This is a genomic window from Clostridium yunnanense, assembly GCF_016595795.1.
Taxonomy (GTDB): Bacteria; Bacillota; Clostridia; order Clostridiales; family Clostridiaceae; genus Clostridium_AR; species Clostridium_AR yunnanense.
Map to the genome: position 1 here is coordinate 184,353 of NZ_JAENHN010000059.1, position 18,486 is coordinate 202,838.

Annotated in this window: 18 protein-coding genes; 16 read left to right on the top strand and 2 right to left on the bottom strand. The window is 29.6% G+C overall.

The features are described from left to right. Positions 1 to 18 precede the first annotated feature (18 nt). Positions 19 to 861: a LysR family transcriptional regulator gene (locus JHL18_RS22100; RefSeq protein ID WP_200273266.1), complete on the bottom strand. Its 843-nt coding sequence runs from the start codon at positions 859 to 861 to the stop codon at positions 19 to 21. 307 nt (positions 862 to 1,168) lie between these two features. Here JHL18_RS22100 and JHL18_RS22105 point away from each other — a divergent pair, with 307 nt between their 5' ends. Beyond that, entirely contained in the window at positions 1,169 to 1,714 is a 546-nt protein-coding gene (locus JHL18_RS22105; RefSeq protein ID WP_200273268.1) for a DUF4865 family protein, read from the top strand. Between the two features lie 82 nt (positions 1,715 to 1,796). On the opposite strand, the gene JHL18_RS22110 is transcribed toward JHL18_RS22105, so the two are convergent. Next, positions 1,797 to 2,132 (bottom strand): hypothetical protein, encoded by a 336-nt coding sequence (locus tag JHL18_RS22110; protein WP_200273270.1) that lies wholly within the window; start codon positions 2,130 to 2,132, stop codon positions 1,797 to 1,799. 246 nt (positions 2,133 to 2,378) lie between these two features. On the opposite strand from JHL18_RS22110, the gene JHL18_RS22115 reads away from it, so the two are divergent. The 15 genes from JHL18_RS22115 (at position 2,379) to JHL18_RS22185 (ending at position 18,426) form a co-directional block, all read left to right on the top strand. Continuing rightward, entirely contained in the window at positions 2,379 to 2,750 is a 372-nt protein-coding gene (locus JHL18_RS22115; RefSeq protein WP_200273272.1) for a zinc-ribbon domain-containing protein, read from the top strand. Positions 2,751 to 3,241: 491 nt separating this feature from the next. After that, positions 3,242 to 5,557 carry an ABC transporter permease gene (locus JHL18_RS22120; RefSeq protein WP_200273274.1) on the top strand — a complete coding sequence of 772 codons (2,316 nt, stop codon included), beginning with the start codon at positions 3,242 to 3,244 and terminating at the stop codon, positions 5,555 to 5,557. A gap of 135 nt (positions 5,558 to 5,692) precedes the next feature. Then, complete coding sequence (locus JHL18_RS22125) at positions 5,693 to 6,451, top strand: ABC transporter ATP-binding protein (protein WP_200273276.1); 759 nt, start codon at positions 5,693 to 5,695, stop codon at positions 6,449 to 6,451. A 191-nt stretch (positions 6,452 to 6,642) separates the two neighbouring features. Beyond that, complete coding sequence (locus JHL18_RS22130; RefSeq protein WP_200273429.1) at positions 6,643 to 7,329, top strand: response regulator transcription factor; 687 nt, start codon at positions 6,643 to 6,645, stop codon at positions 7,327 to 7,329. 47 nt (positions 7,330 to 7,376) lie between these two features. Further along, the gene (locus JHL18_RS22135) at positions 7,377 to 8,756 is read left to right on the top strand and encodes a sensor histidine kinase (protein ID WP_200273278.1); all 1,380 of its coding nucleotides are present in this window, start codon (positions 7,377 to 7,379) and stop codon (positions 8,754 to 8,756) included. A 91-nt stretch (positions 8,757 to 8,847) separates the two neighbouring features. Then, complete coding sequence (locus JHL18_RS22140; protein ID WP_200273280.1) at positions 8,848 to 9,543, top strand: response regulator transcription factor; 696 nt, start codon at positions 8,848 to 8,850, stop codon at positions 9,541 to 9,543. A 112-nt stretch (positions 9,544 to 9,655) separates the two neighbouring features. After that, entirely contained in the window at positions 9,656 to 10,558 is a 903-nt protein-coding gene (locus JHL18_RS22145; RefSeq protein WP_200273304.1) for an ABC transporter ATP-binding protein, read from the top strand. Between the two features lies 1 nt (position 10,559). Then, positions 10,560 to 11,300, top strand: a complete 741-nt coding sequence (locus tag JHL18_RS22150; protein WP_200273306.1) for an ABC transporter permease family protein — start codon at positions 10,560 to 10,562, stop codon at positions 11,298 to 11,300. A gap of 17 nt (positions 11,301 to 11,317) precedes the next feature. Beyond that, entirely contained in the window at positions 11,318 to 12,025 is a 708-nt protein-coding gene (locus JHL18_RS22155; protein WP_200273308.1) for an ABC transporter permease, read from the top strand. 113 nt (positions 12,026 to 12,138) lie between these two features. Then, positions 12,139 to 13,062 carry an ABC transporter ATP-binding protein gene (locus JHL18_RS22160; protein WP_200273310.1) on the top strand — a complete coding sequence of 308 codons (924 nt, stop codon included), beginning with the start codon at positions 12,139 to 12,141 and terminating at the stop codon, positions 13,060 to 13,062. Continuing rightward, positions 13,055 to 13,798, top strand: coding sequence for an ABC transporter permease (locus JHL18_RS22165; RefSeq protein ID WP_200273312.1), 744 nt, complete (start codon positions 13,055 to 13,057; stop codon positions 13,796 to 13,798). The genes JHL18_RS22160 and JHL18_RS22165 overlap by 8 nt, the downstream gene beginning before the upstream one ends. A 24-nt stretch (positions 13,799 to 13,822) precedes the next feature. Next, positions 13,823 to 14,725: a sensor histidine kinase gene (locus tag JHL18_RS22170; RefSeq protein WP_200273314.1), complete on the top strand. Its 903-nt coding sequence runs from the start codon at positions 13,823 to 13,825 to the stop codon at positions 14,723 to 14,725. A 259-nt stretch (positions 14,726 to 14,984) separates the two neighbouring features. Next, positions 14,985 to 15,440 carry a PIN domain-containing protein gene (locus tag JHL18_RS22175; RefSeq protein ID WP_207753091.1) on the top strand — a complete coding sequence of 152 codons (456 nt, stop codon included), beginning with the start codon at positions 14,985 to 14,987 and terminating at the stop codon, positions 15,438 to 15,440. 555 nt (positions 15,441 to 15,995) lie between these two features. Beyond that, positions 15,996 to 16,778: an ABC transporter ATP-binding protein gene (locus JHL18_RS22180; protein ID WP_200273316.1), complete on the top strand. Its 783-nt coding sequence runs from the start codon at positions 15,996 to 15,998 to the stop codon at positions 16,776 to 16,778. Between the two features lie 4 nt (positions 16,779 to 16,782). Then, complete coding sequence (locus JHL18_RS22185; protein ID WP_200273318.1) at positions 16,783 to 18,426, top strand: hypothetical protein; 1,644 nt, start codon at positions 16,783 to 16,785, stop codon at positions 18,424 to 18,426. Positions 18,427 to 18,486: the final 60 nt, after the last annotated feature.

The window sequence follows — 18,486 nt, forward strand, 5'->3', positions numbered from 1 at the left end:
TAAATTTTACACATAACATCAGTGCTTAGAAATAGAAATAAAGTCCTTTAGAACATTAGATATTATTTTATTACTATTTAATACAAACTTGATTTTAACCTTATTAAAATCAGTTCCTAAATCATATACATGAAAATTATGACTTTCTGGCAGAGATCTTTTTGATAAAAGGCTAACTCCTAGCCCAGAAGCTACACCTCTAAGAATAGACTCCAAACTATCGAATTGGATAATACTTATAGGGGTTGAATGGTTATGAACAAACCACTTTTTTAGTAGAGTATGATAGGGACAAAAGTTATCAGTATTCACTATTATTGGCGTTGTTATATTTTTTATATCATTGATGGCAGAAGCAGATATTAGAACTATTTCTTCTGTAAAGTCAAAGATTTCTTTAACTTGTTCAGTTACACAATTAGCATATATAAATATACCATCTACATCTCCTTTTGATAGCATATCTAAAAGAACTTCTTGTTTTTCAGTCTTTAAAGATAGAGCTATTGTTGGATTTTTGGTATGAAATAAAGCAAATAATTTCGGCATTATAGACGCAGAAATGGTCTGAGTAGCGCCAATTGTAAGCTTTATATTTAGACTACTAGGCTTTTTAAATTCTTCTGTAGCTTCGTCCACTAAATTAAGTATTTTATCAGCATAAAGAAGAAGTTTTTCTCCATCTGAAGTAAGAATAGTACCTTTATTGTTTCTTATAAATAATGAAGTACTCAATTTATCTTCAAGTACTTTAATTCTCATCGTAATATTGGACTGGGCGTATCCAAGTTTTATGGCTGCTTTTGAAATAGATTTTTCGTATGCAACCATTTGAAATATTTTTAAGTCATTAATCTCCATAGTATTAACCTTTCAAAGTTATCATAATGAGTATCTGAATTTCGATGTCATATCATTATTTAAAATAAATTTTATAACTATTTTATCACAACACTACTGTTTAGTAATGCTATATCCTCAAGTTTATATATAAACAGAGCTGTATATCACTAAAAGTGATAGCAAATATTATTAATAAGTATTATACGATTAATTAATATAGGTTTAAACTAAAAGTGTGAAAAATAACTTATTGAGTTTCTAGTAAAGTGGTGAAATTAGAAATGTTTATTTTAAAATAAAGATAAAAGATAAGGTGGGATTACAGATGATTGGAATGCAGTATAAGATTGTATTACCGAGCGATTATAATATGGAAATCATAAAGGAAAGAGTAAAAAAGAATGGATTTAAAACTGATGGATTTGATGATTTGAAGTTTAAGTTATATCTAATAACAGAAAAAGGTGCTAACAATAATTTCAGTAACAGCTATTGTCCATTGTACCTTTGGAAGGATAGTGAAGGGATGAACAAGTTTTTATTTGATGGATTTTATGATAATATCATCTCTTCCTTCGGTTGGCAGCATATAGATATAGGAATACCCCTAATTGATACAACAGGTGACAGTATAAAGGAAATCAAATATTTATTTGAAGTGACAAAAGAAATAGAGGCTGGAGAAAGCTTGAAGGGGCTAAGTGACAGAATAGAAAGAGATATGCCTAAAATTGCTGGTGCAGAATATATTGTGATTTATAGTCCTGAGAAATGGAGATACAATATATTTTATTTTATAGATGATTTGAGTAAGGTAGAAGAAATAGATGGAGTGATCTATAGTATACTTCATGTATCTCAAGAAAAATAAAATATTTATTTTAAAGGAAGTCAAAATGACTTCCTTTAAATTGCTTCTATTTAGAATATTAAGTATTAGGCTATACTAAGAATTATACAGGTTTCTTAACCCCATTAAATCCATACCCCATAAAAGCAGTTATAATACATCCTACACCAACTATAAAAAGTAGTAGCCATATCCATTTAGGAGTTTTATCGTTTTTTTGAAACCTATTATTCTTTAAGAAAGAATAATAATCAGTACAGCCATTCCATAAGCCGTTAAAAATAGCCCATACACCCATTATCATTCGAGCAGTTATACCAACATAATATATAGCCAATCTATCAGTTATGAAAATTGGCGTAATTGAAAGGATGAAAAAAAGCAGTATTATCGGAACATTAATTAAAAAATATAATTTTCTAAACTTTGATGTTTCCATTATAAGACCTCCACTCTGTTTTAAAGTATAGTTATGTAATTAATCACAGGTTATCTTTATACTTATTGTAATGTTGTTTCAATATATTCTACATAGCGAAACTAATATACCAGCCTGATAATATTTATACGTTCAAAATTATGACTATGTTTAAGATTATTGTTGAAATTAATTATAATAAACCTTGGTTGTGGAATATACAGGTAAATGTTATAATTATTTGGATTACATATAAGGAGTGATATTATGATAATTTGGGGATGGGGTAAGGTAACCAGAAAGTTTATTGGTGGAGTTTTTCAGCGTACCTGCAATTATTGTAACCAGACTAATGTTTGGAGATTATGTATTGCAACAACATGGTTTACCTTGTTTTTTATACCTATAATACCATATAAGAAAACATATCAAATTGCTTGTCCGGGCTGTGGAAGTTATATAGAGCTGACAAGAGAACAATTTGAAAAATTAAAGGTTGACATGCAAGATAGGGCTTCTGGTAAAGCTACAATTGAAGCTGTTGACGAAAGTTTAAAATATTCAGGTAAAACTGAAACTCAGATAAATTATCTAAAGCAAATGGAAGAATACAACAAGGCAAAAGCTGATAGTGAGTAATTATTGTGGCTGTCGTACAGTGAATTAATTTAATTCATGTATGACAGCCACCTTTCTATTTTCTTAAATTTAAGATATGAAATATTTATAAAAGGTATTGATTATTAAAAAGTAAAACTGTATTGTCCGAACGTAGTGAGTTATACAGTTTTAGCTATGAAATCTAAGAAAATCATATTAATTCTTTGCGAAACTCATCGAAGTGTCGGATGTAGAGACACCCTAATTTCTATATATGGTCCATAGAGCTATTAATAATTATTAATATTTAATATATTTTTATTTTATATTTACCAATTATTATAAATATATAGGATGCAGATATATACAACTTCGAACCAAAGTCTATTTTTAAAACGCTTATCGGTTCTGGTAAGAAAATTTTAAGATAATAAGTTTTATTACGAAGTGGTATCTCCATAATAAAGTTCCGAAAAGTAGTTGGGGGTATATGTCTGCTAAATAATATGTATTAGGAGAGGTTAGGGAGTATGTGGATCAAGAATTTTAGACATAAAAAACTTCAGGCAGCACTTATGTTTTTAATAATAATGTTATGTTCTATGCTGATGAGCGCTTCAATTAGTATATTAATATCCTTAGATAAGCCCTTTAAGGAGTTTGCGAAAGAGTGCAATTCAGCTACGGCAATAGTGTATCCATATTCTAAAACGGATAAGGAAACCATTGCTTTAGGAGAACAATTTGCTAAGATATCAAATATTGAAAGAGTTGAGTATTCCAGAGTTCACTATATTACTGAGGAGCTAAGTCTTAATGATAAAAAAATAGAAGGTTTTTTAAAGCTTACCGAATATAAAGATTCAGTTTTTGGAGATGTTCACTTTCTTGAAGGAAATAAAAAAACAGTAAGGGAGTTAAAAGATGATGAATGTATTATTCCAGCCTGTGTAAGTAATCAGGATAATATCAAGGTTGGGGATAAGATAAAAATAAAACTTCCTAGTGGAGATGTTTTTTACAAGGTAAAGGGTATATACTCAGAAGTCTACGAAATGTCAACTTCTTATGATAGTGACATATTGATAAAAAAATTACCAGAAGGAATGAATAGTTATCTAAACATTAAACTTTATGGAAAAGCTGGAGTTACCGGAGCAGAACTTGAGGAGCAATATAGGGAAAAATACGACGGACAAATGAATGGAATGATGGTAACTTTAGAAGCTACTATTAATAATAATCAGATAGCAGGCAATGTAATCGGAGCGGTTTTTCTTGCCATAGGAGTTATCATGCTAGTTGTTAGTTGTATAATAATCAATTTTATGATACAAAATCTGATGATTACGGACGCTAAAGCAATTGCTATATATAAAACTATGGGGTATAACTCAGGTGATATTTTGAGTATGTATCTAAAGTTTTATTTTTTAATAATCTCTGTAGCTTGTATATTAGGTGGCGTAGCTTCTTCAAGTATATCGAATATTATCTTAAGCTCTATGTTTAAGAATATGGGGAAAGTAATCACTAATAATGTATTTGTCCCTGGAATTACTTGTTATGTAGTGATTGTAATTTTAGTGATTGGTATAATCTATAGAATCATAAATAAGACAAAGAGGGTTAAACCGGTGTATGCCTTAAATGGGATGTCAAATTCCGGTACGAAAAAGAAAAATTCTTATAAAGGTAATTTTAAATTCCAGTTCTCGGCTATAGGGATTGCATTAAGAGGTGTAATAAGAAATAGAAAAAACGCCATTGTGATACTTATAACTTCCATCGTGACAATATTTAGTATCAATTTTGGGATAGTATCTCTAGATGTGGCAAATACCATGAAGGATAACAACGACTACTGGCTTGGTGTAGATAAATCCGATGTTATGATTAATATAACAGATAGGAAAAATACTGCAAAGGTTGAAGCTATTATAAAGAATGATTCAAGAGTGAACTATTATTTAAGTAGCAATATTGCCACTGAGGTAACTATGAAATGGAAGAAGGGAATGAAGTCCACCGCCATGAAAGCCTTTGTTTATGATGACTATTCACTAACGAAGTTACCTATAATAGAGGGAAGAAATCCTGAGACCTCAAAAGAGATCTCAATAGGAAGTAAAGTAGCAAAAGATCTTAATAAAACTGTAGGGGATTATATTGAGATATATTTAGGTGGAGAAAAAAGAGTAAATCTACTTATAACAGGGATATTCCAAACTTATTATGATATGGGGGATTGCTGTAGACTAACTACCTCTGTATATAAAGACAATAATTATGATTTCCGTTATAATTACTTTTCAATTTACTTGAAAGATAAAAACCAAATGAACTCTTTTATAGAAGATACTAAGAAAAGAATAGGAGGCAATGGGAATATTACTGCTAGGACAGAGGCTTTCAGCAGTATAATGGATATGATTGTAACTCCTCAAAAAGGAGCTATTCCTCCGGTAGTTGCTCTAGTGCTTTTAGTAGGTGGTATTAATATTTTCTGTATCGTAATCTTAAGAAACACGAGTAATGAAAAGACAAATGGTATTTACAAGTGTCTTGGATATTCAACTTGGCATCTAATATGTTCTAACCTATATTATGTTGGGGTGCTCGCAGTGATCTCTATAATAATTGCAGTGCCTATGATTATCTTACTATATCCAAGTATTATGAAAGTATGTTTGTCTATGTTTGGATTTATAAAATATCCTGTAACCTATAATTATTTTCATATAGCCTTGGCAAATATAGCGGTGCTTATTGCTTTTATTATTAGTACACTTATATCTTCGCGTTCACTTAAAAAAGTTAATGTTAGAGATTTGGTACAGGAGTAAATACTAGGATTATTTTTATATAAGTTCAATAATTTGAGGTGAAATTAAATTTTTGAGTAAGTTCATTAAAGCATAGAAGGGTTAATCACTTAATTTCAACCGGGTAATTTAGCTATTGAAAGGAGTTTTAAGTTTATGAAAGATATTATTATAAAAACAGAGCTATTATGTAAGAGTTTTATAAGTGATGGTGAAATAAATAATGTTATTAAAAATTTAGATTTAGAGATTTATGAAGGTGATTTCACTGTTATTATGGGAAGCTCTGGCTCTGGAAAATCTACTCTACTTTATAATTTGAGTGGGATGGATGACGTGACCACTGGAAAGGTTTATTTTGAAGGAATAGATATTACGAGAATGAAAGAAAAAGAAATATCAAAGCTACGTAAAGAGAGATTAGGATTTGTATTTCAAGGAATCAACTTAATTCCTAATCTTACTGTATATGAAAATATTTTAAGTCCAACCTATAAGACAAAAGCTGAACGTAAAGAAATAGAGGGAAAGATAGATAACTTATTGGAAAAACTAGAACTTACGCCTCATAGAAAGAAGTTTCCAAATCAGATGTCTGGTGGTCAAAAACAAAGAGCAGCTATATGTAGAGCTTTAATTAATAATCCTAAAATATTATTTGCAGATGAACCAACGGGAGCTCTTAATTCTTCTCAGGGAGAAAATGTTTTAGATATATTTACAACTATCAATAACGAAGGACAGTCTGTGGTAATGGTAACTCACGATCTAAAGGCTGCTCTAAGAGGCAACCGCATTATATATCTCAAAGACGGGCGTATAGATGGTGAATTAAACTTAGAGCGATATGATAAAATGTCAGCTTCAGAAAGAGAAGAGATATTGTATAAGTTCCTTAAAGAGAAGGGGTGGTAGAACTTGTAAGAATAGTTAATCTAAGATATAATTTTCATAGGTGTAAATATAAAATTAAAAGTTTATATAATTTTATATTTATATGATTATATATTTATAAAATCATATAAATATATAGTAATAATGCGGGTTTTAGAAAAAATATCTATTCTACAAAGCAGATAAACAATCGTTTGAAAATGAGGTGCAAAATGGGGCATAAGATATTGATAGTAGAAGATGAAAAAGAACTAGCTGATATTTTAGGAGCATATTTAGAAGTAGAAGGCTTTGAACCTGTAGTGACTCATGATGGACACGAAGGCTTAAAAGAATTTTATGAAAGAATGCCAAGCCTCGTTCTTTTAGATATAATGCTACCAAAGGTAGATGGAATAAGTGTATGTAAAGAGATAAGAGAAAAATCAGAAGTGCCTATTATTATGATTTCTGCTAAAAATGGAGAAATGGATAAAGTTATAGCCCTTGGAATTGGCGCTGATGACTATGTAACAAAACCTTTTAGCCCATTGGAGTTAGTAGCACGAGTAAAGGCTCAGCTTAGAAGATATGAGAAGATAAAAGTTGTACATCCTATGGATAATAATGAAGTGAAGATAGGGCAATTAACGCTCAATAAATCCTCTTATTCGGCAATTGTTAAGGGAGAACAATTAAACCTAACAACTAAAGAATTCGATATGTTATTCTTTTTTGCTAAAAACCCAAATCAGGTTTTTTCAAAAGAGCAAATATATGAAGGCGTATGGGGCTATAACGGTATTTGTGATGACAATAGTATAACCGTATATGTAAATAGAATCAGAGAGAAGTTAGCAAAATATGATTTGGAATATATAAAAACAGTATGGGGAGCAGGATATAAATTCATTGCATAAAGATGATTCTATAGATTAATAGATATCACCTAAAAGGGGAGTTTTTTATGAATAATATTCTTCATAAAAGAAATATTATAACGGCTGCTATTATAGTAGTCGTTCTTTTCGTATCAGTTAGCTTAAGTATTTATAGATTTTTAAATATGGATTTTAAGATATATGATAATGATATTAGGATGATAGTTTCAAAGCAAAAAAATGAAATAGAAAAAGGAACATACAACAAAGGGAGTTATCCGTATATTGTTTTTGGACTAGATGGAAGAGTTTTATATAATGGTGGTGCCTTTGAATATAAGGTTGGGGAACTTTTAAATACTCAAGAGATGCTTCAAACAGATAAAAGCTTTAGTGTCAATAATAAACATGAAATAAAAGAAAGCTTTGTACTAGAGCAGCATGGAAATGTAAATGGCTTTGTTGTTTTCTTAATACCTGAAAAAGATATTTTAATGGAATCAAATTCAGACAGAGTAATAAATGTGTTTTTCCCAATGATTTTTGGTATTTTTATAAGTGTCTCTATAGTGGTGGTTAGGACTTTATACTTTAGCAGAAGAATTTTAACTCCCTTAAAAGAAATTAGTGGGTCAACCAAAGGAATCATTGCTGGAAATTATGATTTAGAGGTTATTAGAACCTATGAAAAACAAATAGGAGAAAATGAAGTTGGTGATCTTACCTATTCCTTTGAACTTATGAGAGACGAATTAAAGGCAAAGCAGATAAGAGAAGAAGTTCTTAAGAAATCTCAGCAAGAACTGATATCTTGTATTTCGCATGATCTTAAGACTCCAATATCTACTATCAAAGCTTACAGTGAAGGGCTTAGAGATGGTATAGCTAGAACACCTAAAGCTCAAGAGGATTATGTAAATATAATCATAGGAAAGACAGATTTACTTATAGATATGATAAATGAACTATTAGAATATTCGAATGCTGAACTAAATCAACTTGATATAAACATGAAAGAAGTTTATTTTTATGAGTATTTTATTCCTATAATGAAAGAGCTAGAGGTATATGTAAAACAAAAAAATATTGATTTTTCTTATGAAGTAAATACAAGGGATATGTTAGTATATATAGATAAGAGGCGTATAACAGAAGTTCTATACAATCTAGTGGAAAATAGTATAAAGTATATGAAAGAGGGTAGAGGCAGCATCGTTATTGAAGCAGAAGGGCAGAGTGGGAAAGTTCTTATAAAGGTTAAGGATAATGGTATAGGCATAAGCCCAGATGATATTCCCTATGTTTTTGATAAGTTTTATAGAGCAGAAAAGTCAAGGAGCTCAAGTATACCAGGTTCAGGTCTAGGGTTATCTATATGTAAATACATAATAGAGGAACATGGTGGTGAGATATACTGTAAAAGCAGGCACAATAAAGGTTGTGAATTTGGATTTACGTTGAAATAAGTCATGGATGGGGATTATCGAACAAGTATAACTTAAGTTTCAATATAGGAATCCTTTATATAAATTTTAAGAAATATAAAAGGAGAAAAAGATGATGGATAATATTAATATTTTGATAGTAGAAGATGATGATAGTATAAATAACTTAATTGCAAAGTTATTGAAGAAAAATAATTACAATGTGGTGCAAGCTTATTCTGGCACAGAAGCTTTGTTGCATCTTGAAAGAGACACCTTTCATTTAGTACTACTGGATTTAATGCTGCCAGGTAAGACTGGAGAGGAATTAATTAAAAGCATAAGAAAAAATAAGACAATGCCTATAATTATAGTTTCTGCAAAGATAGATAAACAGTCAAAATTAGAGCTTTTTAAATTAGGAGCAGATGATTACATTACTAAACCTTTTGACTTGGAAGAATTGTCAGCAAGGATTGATGTAAATGTTAGAAGATATGTGAATTTTAATAGCAGTGAGGCTTTCGATGAAAAGCTAATTTATAAGGACATTGTGTTGAATAAAGAAACTAAAGAGGTTGAGGTAAATGGAATTAAATTAATCTTAACTGCAAGGGAATTTAATATACTAGAATTATTTTTAACCCATCCTAAAAAGGTATTCAGTAAAGCTAATATCTTTGAAAGTGTATGGGGAGAAGAGTATTTATGTGATGACAACACAGTAAATGTACATATGAGCAATTTGAGGAATAAATTGCAAAAGGCAAATTCGGAAGAGGAATATATAGAAACAATATGGGGAATGGGCTACAAGCTTAAAGGATGAACTTAAGGTTTTCTTAAGGATTCCTTTAAGTTTTTTTATTTTCTCAATTATAAGATATTGATATACCACTTCATAAGAGTTAATTAAATATAAAGTTTGGAGGAATCAAGCTATGAACGAGATTTTAAGAGTAGAAAATATAACTAAAGCATATGGAAGACAAAAGGTTCTTGAAGGTGTAAATCTTTCAATAAATGAAGGGGAGATTATAGGACTTGTAGGACCAAATGGCGCTGGAAAGACTACGTTAATGAAGATTATTACTAGTCTTTTGAAAAGTTATAGTGGAGATGTATTTATAAAAGATGAAAATATAAAAACTTCAAAAAAGAAAGAAACAAAGTCAGTTGGATGTGTTATAGAGACACCTGGATTTTATCCTAATTTAACTGGATATGAAAATTTATTGTTTTTTGCTGAAATTTCGGGTATGAGAGATAAAAAAGAAATTGATGAAATAGTAAAAAGTCTTGGGATTGAGGATTATGTTCATAGGAAAGTTAAGCAATATTCTTTAGGAATGAAGCAAAGACTAGGGGTTGCTCAGGCTGTATTAACCTACCCACCGCTTTTAATACTAGACGAACCTACCAATGGGTTAGACCCAGCAATAGTTCCCGAGCTTAGAAAATTTATAAAGCAGCTTGCTAAAGAAAAAAATACAGCAGTGCTAATATCAAGTCATATCCTCTCTGAAATAGAGCTTATGTGCGATAAGGTTGTGTTTATACAAAAAGGAAAGATAATTAAGGTTGAAAGTTTAAATAGAGATAGTGGTGATGCCACTACAGTAGCTTTTATAACAAGTAAAATAGGAGCTTTAGAGGTTTTTTTCAATGAAAGAAAATTAAACTGTAAAGTTACTGATAAAGACCAAATTCAATGTAAAATCAACAGGGAGGATCTAGAAAATCTAGTTTCTAGTATAAGCAAAGCTGATATACCTCTTAGAAGTGTATATGAAGTTAAAGATAGTTTGGAGAAAAAGTATTTGGATACAATGAGGAGTGAATAAAATGGATAGATTATTAAAAACAGCATATTTAAATGTAAAAAATGTTTTACGTACAAAGGAATTATTACTTGGAATAATAGCTGCTTTTGGATATTCTATGTTATGGATTCTGGTTGTGCATCCTTCTAAATACGATCTTGAAGGTTATAGTTTTGAATTTGAACGTTTTTTATTTGTAATAATTCTATATGCAGCAGTGTCTCTTTTGAGAGATGATATTAGATTTAATACTAGCAAAACAGTTTTTACCGGAATCTTTAATAGGATAGAAATAATGTTCTCAAAATTTATATCACTTCTAATGTTAGCACTCGCTTTCTTTGTATTAGCAGAAATAAATAATATTTTAGCTTCTATATTATTGTACTCAAAGATAGGTATAACAGGATTTTTTGCATATCCACATATACAAATGTTTATAACTTATGTAGCTACGACCTTAGTTATGGGAAGTATCATGCTACTAATAGTCTCTATAAGTTTTAATGAAAGTAAGTCTATACTGTTTTATATATTATTTTTAGCCATGATTAATTTTTATACTTCCGGTATGACAATGCTAATTTATAGAAATCCAGAATTAAAAGATAAGCTATGGGGATATATGATAACACCTTTTTATAACGTATCGGCATTAAATCAAGGTATGTTTACAGTAAGAGCAGTACTTATAAATTTAATCTGGGCACTAGTATTTTTATTAGCTACAACTGTTGTAATTAGCAGAAGAGAAATAAAATAATAAGGAGGAAGATTATTATGGATAGACTTTTAAAGGTTGCTACACTTGAAATAAAAAGAAAAAGGTTTATGAGAGAGCTTATTACTGCTTTAGTAACATTGTGCGTTTTATCATTTTTAAGCTATTATGTTTCGGTATATTTCAGCAGTGAATTACATTTATCTACCATTCCAGAAACCTTTCTTCAAACGATTCCATATATTATTCTGGTTTTAAGTAGTATTTTATTAACACAGGAATTTTCTAATAAAACTGATAAAATGATTTTTACAGGAATATTTAGAAGAGAGGAAATAATAATTTCTAAATTAATTAGCATAATATTTATTTCGGTTATTTGTCTAGCATTTTATGAATTGACAGAAGTATTAGGTAGAACTTTTGAAATAGGAGCGCTGCTTACTCACCTTTGTACATTTTTAATTTATTCCTTTACCATAGGTTCCTTTATACTTATGATTTCAACCATAACTTCAAATTTGATAATCACAGGAGTTATTGGATATGTTCTGTATTTTGATTTGATATTGGTGCTTTTTACACAAGCTTTAGAATCTAAAAAAAGTGAAGTTTTGAGTAAAGTAATAGAACAGTTGCCTTTTTATATAGCAAACACTGGTTTTTTTGCAGGGCATTATACTTTTTATCAAGGAATAATTATGATAAGTTGCGGATTGTTATTTTTTGTAATTACTTGTGTTATAATAAATAAAAAAAGTTTGTAAAGATGTACCACTTTGATCCGAAATCTATTTTTAAAACTCTCACGGGTTTTGGTGAGAAAATTTAAAAAATTAAGATTTTATTACAAAGTGGTACATCTATAAAGGATTATATTATGAGTGATACCATATTAAAGTTAAACAATATAACAAAAAAATATAATAATGTAAATGTACTTAAAGATATAAGTATGACTATAAAAAAAGGACAAATCTATGGTCTAATTGGTTTAAATGGAGCAGGGAAAAGTACACTGCTTAAAATTATAACAGGTCTTTCCATTCCTGATAGTGGGAGTATAGAACTTTTTGGGGAGGCTGAAAAATCTAAAATTGAAGCGCAAAGAAGAAGAATTGGAACCATCATAGAGAAACCAGCACTTTATGAAAATAAATCTGTTTATGAAAATATGAATATTAACAGGCTTCAAAAAGGTATACCAGGGGAAAGCGCTATAGATAAAACACTAAGTATGGTAAGTCTTATTGAGTTAAAAAATAACAAAGTTAAAAACTTATCTCTAGGAAGTAAGCAAAGAGTGGCTATAGCAATGGCATTACTTGGAGAACCTGAACTTTTAATCTTAGATGAACCTATTAATGGATTAGATCCGATTAAGGTTATAGAGATAAGAGATTTACTAAAAAAGTTAAGTAGAGAATATGGAATTACAATACTTATTTCAAGTCACATTCTAGGGGAGCTTTATCAGCTTGCAAGTTATTATGGAATACTCCATAAAGGTAAGTTAGTACAGCAATTGACTCTTAAAGAGCTAAAGGACAGATGCAAAAAATATGTTCATATTAAAGTGGATAGTGCAGCAAATGCCGCAGTTGTTCTTAGCAAAAAGCTAAATACAGAAGAGTACAACATTTTGCCGGATAATATCATAAATTTATATGATTACATAGATGAAACCGGAAAGGTTACAGAGACTTTAGTTAAGGAAGGAATTAGAGTAGAAGAGATTATGCCTAGGGGAGAAGAATTGGAGAGCTATTTTGCCAGTGTAATAGGGAGAGAAGAAGATGTTTAATTTATTAGAAATGGAATTTTATAAGCTTAAAAGATCTAAATCATTATGTTTTCTCATACTCTTATCCTTGTTACAAGCAATGGTTGTTTGGCTTTTTTCTGAGAGATTAAAACAGTATAACGGTAAAGAGACACTAACCTACATGTTTTTTATTCAATCTGGTTTGGCATCTACATTGTTTATAGGAATCTTTTCAGCAGATTTTATTGGCATAGAATTTACTTCTGGCTATTTAAAAAACTTAATAGCCTATGGGCATAGAAGAAGTAACATTATTATCTCTAAAGCAATAGTCTACTTTATTGGGTGTATATGTATAAATTTTATAAGTCCTTTAGTAGTTACAATAATAAATACATTTAGAAATGGCTATGAAGCAGGATTTAATGCTTTAGACTTTATAAATATATTAAATTTAGTATTTACTATGATTATCTTGCAGATAGCTACTGCTAGTATTAGTTTATTAGTCATATTTGTGTCTAAAAGTCCTATCATTAATATTGGATTCATTATTGCACTGGATTTTGTATTTAGAGTTATGAATATAATATATATTCGATATTCGGACACAGCAGTAATCTACGATAATTTTATATTATCTCAAGCGGAGCTAATTGCAAGAGAGGGTGCTGGAGGCATGGAGTATATGCGTGCGCTTATAATAGGCTTAATAACTATAGTTTTATGTATACCGTTTACTAATTATATGTTTAAAAAATCAGATATTAAGTAGAAAATACTGGAGGGCAGGAATACAATGTTATTTTTAGGTTTGGCTTTTTCAATCATAATAATCTTTTTAGGATATAAGCTATTTTATGCTGAAAGGCAGATATCAAGCTTAATAAAGCAACTCTCGGTGATCAATAAGAATAAATCGGGAGGGAAAATCACCATTGGGTTGTCTAATAAAAAGATTGAACTTTTAGCAGAAGAAATAAATGAAACCATCGTTATAAGAAAACAAAGTGAGGCTGAAAGAATGAAGGTTGAAAATGATTTAAAACAAACCATAGCCAATATGTCCCATGATCTTAGAACTCCTCTCACATCAATTATTGGGTACCTTCAATTTTTGAAGCTAGATGAACTTAGCGAAAATGAAAAAAAGGAATATCTAGAAATAGCAGAACATAGGGCTAAGTCGCTAGAAAAGCTATTAAATGATTTTTATGAACTGTCACTAATTGAATCCTTGGATTATGAAATAAATATGGAAAAGTTAAATATCAATAAGATATTGCAAGAGATAATATTAGGAAGATATGCTGATTTTGCGGAAAGAGATATTACTCCTAATATAGAAATAACAAGTAACACTCTTTACGTTATGGCAGAAAAGAAATCCTTGGAACGGATAATCGAAAACCTGCTATCCAATGCTATAAAATATGGAAAAGATAAAATAGATATATGTTTAAAAGAAGAGAAGGGCGGAATGTTGCTTACTTTCAGTAATACCTTTACGAGTTTAACTGAAGAAGATATGGAAAATATATTTGATAGATTTTACATGGCTGATAAAACTCGTTCAGGCAGGGGGACAGGTTTAGGGCTAGCTATTGTAAAAGGTTTAGTGGAAAAGATGAACGGAACAATCTCATCTGATATTAAGGGAGATATGTTTAATATATACTGTAGTTTTCAAATTATTAATTAGTAATTTTATTTGTAAGTTTTCTTTAGGGCATAAATAATGAATCGTTATGGTAATGTCATTGGAGAGAAAAAAGCTTTCCAAAGGCATTTTTTATTTTATAGGAGAATATAAAGTTTTAAATTAGCTAAACCTAGTTATTTCAATTGATATGGAAGTTTTTTTATAATTTTATCATAGACTGTATCAATATTGTAATTAAATAAATAATAAGCAATATAAGAAAAATTAAGATATCAATATTAAAGGAGTAGTGATTATTATGGAGTACTTATTAGATACAAATGTTGTAATAGGACTTTGGAAGCAGTATCCTTTTGTTATTGATAAGCTCATAGAAGAAAAAAAGCTTAGGATCTCAAGAGAAGTAAGTGAGGAACTTGTTGTAAAAGAGATGCGGTTCTATAAAGGTCAACAAGTATTATCTGATAGATTTTGCAAACTGATATTTTTTATTATAGATACAGATAGACATGAAATTAATAAGTTTTACTCCACTTTGGACATAAAGCATACTAAGAAGGGTAATACCTATGTTGATAATAAAAATAAATTGTCACAAAATGATCTTTCACTATTGTATACTTGTTACTTAGATAATAATTTGATACTAGTAACTGAGGATAAGTATTTGTTCAATGCAGCAATAAGTATTTTGGGAGAAGCTAGAGTTACTACATTAAATAAATTGGTAGAAAAAATTGAGGTAGAGAAATAAGTGTTTTTTTGACGATTTATCATAAAAATAAAGTCATAAAATTAAAATGTTAAATTTGAGAATGAGTAAAAGATCTATTATAATTTGCAATATAACTGACTTCTTGCAGCAAATTGAAAATATACTTGCTGATTCTAAAAAGAAAAAAAGATAATATCAATTCCAATATAGTTAAGAGAATTTTAACTATTAATAATAATCTAATTAGGATGCTAAAGTGTGTTTTAGAAAGAGTTACCAATAACAATATTAAAATACTTACGATATGTATTAAATAAATGTTGGTAAAACCAGATATATTTTTAGGGCAAGCTGTCTAATGATTATATTGCTATAAAGATGTACCACTGTGTGATAAAACTAGTATTTTTAAAATTCTTTTACCAAGGTTTTTGGATTTTAAAAATAACGTTGAGATCGGAGTGGTACATCTTTAATATTTATGTAAGTAAAATTAGAATTCATTCAAAACAAGTGCAATTTTTTTGTAATTGAAAAAGTTTCCTGGAAGTGTTATGGTAATATTAACATATTTGCCACAAAAGGGGAGTTATTATGAATGATAATATTACAGTTGAACTAAAAAATCTTTGTATGAGCTATGGATACAAAGAGGTTTTAAAAGGAATTAATCTAGAAGTACATAAGGGCGAGATTATAGGTTATATAGGAACTAATGGTGCTGGAAAGAGTACAACAATAAAAATAATCTTAGGTATCGTGGAAGGTTATACAGGAGAGGTTAAGGTATTAGGACAAGATATTTCAAAGGATAGGCTTGAATATAAAAGGAAGATAGGGTATGTACCTGAGATAGCTGAAATATATGATAATCTCACTGCAAGAGAATATCTTACTTTTATCGGAGAATTATACGGAATGTCCTATGAGAAGGCTAATAGTAAGGCTGAAAGATTGATGGAGATATTTGGTATACGTGATTCTTATGATTCAAGAGTGAATTCTTATTCTAAAGGGATGAAGCAGAAGGTTTTACTAATTTCAAGTATGCTTCATAATCCTGAAATATTGTTTTTAGACGAGCCTCTAAGTGGATTAGATGCAAACAGTGTGATGGTTGTAAAGGAAATTCTTTCTCATCTTGCGAAACAAGGAAAAACTATATTTTATTCTTCTCATATAATGGATGTGGTTGAAAAGATAAGTAATAGAATAATACTTCTTAATAATGGTCAGCTTGTAGCCGATGGCAGCTTTGAGCAGTTAAAGCAAAATTCTAAGGAGGGATCCTTAGAACAGATCTTCAATCAGATTACTGGCTTCAATGGTTATGAGACTATTGCAGAAGAATTTGTATCTATAGTTGAAGAGGTGTAGTCCTATGAAAGATTTTAAGTTTTTAAAGTTTTTGGATAGATTTAAAGCTTTATTTGAAAAATTAGGCGTAGATTATAAAGCTATGAGGAAAATACTGCAGATTAAATTGATAATGGATGGAAGAAGAGTTCCTACTGTTTTTTCCAACAGTAACAAGAAAGAAGATGAAGCTAGCAGCAACAAATTTTTTAAATCTTTAGGGATTTATCTTTTAATGGGACTTATACTGATACCTTTTGTAGCGATGAAAACTAATTACATCTATCAAATGAGTTTTGTATTTGTAATAATTATGTTTTTTATAATGACCTCTTTGATTTCTGATTTTTCTTCAGTGCTTTTGGATATTAAAGATAAGAGCATAGTAGGCACAAAGCCTGTTAATCTTAAAACCCTAAGGTTTGCAAAAACTATTCATGTTTCACTTTATATGTTCTATATTACCGCTGCTTTGGTTGGTCCAGCGCTTTTTGTAAGCTTATATAGGCAGGGAGTTACATTTTTTCTTTTATTTTTAGTTTTAATAATACTAATTGATATACTAATAATTGTTTTGACTTCTTTGATTTATTTCCTAGTTTTAAGATTTTTTGATGGGGAAAAGCTGAAGGACATAATAAACTACATCCAGATAGCTTTAACAATGGTGCTTGCCGTAGGGTATCAGCTATTAGGGAGATTATTTAGTATAGTTGATTTACAGATTCAATTCCAGCCTAAATGGTGGCAATATTTTATAATACCAATTTGGTTTTCAGCGCCTTTTCAGATGCTTAAAAAATCAGAGATAAATGGTACCTTTATAATATTTACTATAATGGCAATATTAATTCCTATCATAGCCATGGTAATATATATAAAGACAATGCCTGCTTTTGAAAAGAACCTTCAAAAATTAAATAATAATTCTGAGAATGTTAAAAGAAAGCTTAAAAAACAACATCATTTTCTCGCACTGCTTCTTTGTAGAAATAAGGAGGAAAGAGTATTTTTTAGATTTGCTTCAGATATGATGAAAAATGAAAGAGAATTTAAACTAAAAGTATATCCAAGCCTAGGATTCTCTATAATATTTCCATTTATATTCATATTCCAGCAGATAGGTTTTTCAAGCTTTAGGCAAGTAGCAGAAGGTAGATCTTATTTTTATATATACTTTTGTGGAATGATGCTTCCAACGGTTATGATGATGATAAAGTATTCAGAAAGATACAAGGGAGCATGGATCTATAAAACCTTGCCTATAAATAGTTTTGTACCAGTATTTAAAGGTGCAATAAAAGCGTATATAGCAAAACTATTTTTACCACTATTCTTAGTGGACACTATAATTTTTATGTTTATTTTTGGATTAAGGATATTGCCTGATATGGTTATAGTGCTTTTAAATACAATGATTTTTAACATATTATGTTTTGCAGCTAATAAAAAGACATTGCCTTTTTCCGAAGCTTTTGGAAGTACTAAAGAAAATGGGATGTTAAATTTGTTGTTAGCTTTAGGACTGGCAGTTCTAGCAGGAGTTCATTTTCTGTGTACCAATATAAATTACGGTGTGTATATATACATTATTTTAGCGGTAATAGCAAATTTAATACTTTGGAAATATGCTTTTAAGATTTCACCTGATAAAATTAATAAAAACTAATAATCAAAACCCTAAAGAAAAACAACTCTACAGCATAAGAGAAATTTCTTTGGGGTTTTT